This is a genomic window from Pseudomonas sp. W2-17 (genome assembly GCF_041060445.1).
Taxonomy (GTDB): domain Bacteria; phylum Pseudomonadota; class Gammaproteobacteria; order Pseudomonadales; family Pseudomonadaceae; genus Aquipseudomonas.
Map to the genome: position 1 here is coordinate 1 of NZ_JAUFNS010000050.1, position 1,366 is coordinate 1,366.

1 protein-coding gene is annotated in these 1,366 nt (G+C 59.2%); it reads right to left on the bottom strand.

Going from position 1 to position 1,366, the window contains the following annotated elements; translation table 11 throughout:
- Positions 1–1,366, bottom strand: a 1,366-nt coding sequence (locus tag QWI20_RS27400) for a type VI secretion system Vgr family protein (protein WP_369308093.1), incomplete at both ends; no start/stop codon positions are given.

The window sequence follows — 1,366 nt, forward strand, 5'->3', positions numbered from 1 at the left end:
TGGTCTGTTCATCCGCACTGATAAGCAGTCCATTCCCCGCACGCATGGCTCCCCAGCCATCCGTGCGCAATTCAAACCCTTCGCCGCGCTTATCCTTCTCGCTGTCGACCAGATGCCCGAGATTCAGCTGACTCTTGCCGCTGTGTTCGGTGCTGAGTTTGATGTGTTCCTTGCCGCGATCGTCCTCCATGCGCAGCTTGTTATTCGCCGGGGTCCGCAGCACGTTGCGCTTGTAATCGCTGCGCAGCAGCGTCACATGGTCGGGATGGCGACTGTCATGAAGCGCGTGAGCGATGTAGGGCCGATCCGGATCGCCTTGCTCAAAGGCAACAGCCACTTCGGTGCCGCAGATCAGTGGCAGGTGCAGGCCGTGGGTATCCCCGGCATAGGGGCAGGCGAGTCTCAGCCACAGACTTTCCTCACCCAACTTCCAGCTGTCGCGATCAAACAGAAAGCTGACCTTGTAGCGGCCTTCGCTATCAATGTGGCTGTAGGGATCGTTGGCCAGCGAGCTGGTGACCCGCGCCGGAACAGTGCCCGCTATCTCAGGCTTGGCCAGCAAAGGCGGCCGAAAACACACACTCTCGGAATACGGAATAGCCTCAAAACTCAGCTCGAAACTGCGATCCCGCGCCGCACGCAGCTTCAATCCTGTAACGACTGCTCCCGGCTCAAACGCCTGGGGCGCTCCACCGGAAATCGCCAGCACCTGCGCCAATCCCAACGAAGCACTGCTGCTTATACCGCTCAGGCGCGTCTGATCATTCAGATACCGCTCATGCCGCAACCGGGCATAGAAAAACCCGCTTTCCCCCAGCAGATCCTCGTCCTGATCCAGTTTGTCGCCCAATACCCGGTACGGCTCCGCATAGTGATACGCCTCGCCATAAGTCGTCGCATCACCCCGCGTCTGGTCCACATCCCCATCCAGCCACGCACTGGCATCCCGATGGTGATAAGCCCGAAAATGAACGCTCTGCTCCACCACCTCATGACTGACCTGCAGCCCCCAAACCCCATCCCGGCCACTGCTGCCCAACCCGGACTGAGGCCGAAACGGCAAACTCACTCGCGGACGAACGTAATGCCGCTGATCGTCATGAAACTCAACGACCGCAATGCCCAATCGCTCATCGTTAGTGAAGCGGTACCAAATCCCCACCTCGGCCAAAAGCCGCGAAATGAACGCCAGATCGCTCTCGCCGTATTGCATCACCTGCTCGCGCTTCGGATACTCGCGCACCAGCGTGAACAGAAAATCCTGTCCCTCAAAATCATGCCGCGTGCGCAAGATGCTCTCGACAATCTGCGGCACCGACTGATGCTGATAAATCCGAAACTGCCGCCCTCGACCCAGCAACGCCAG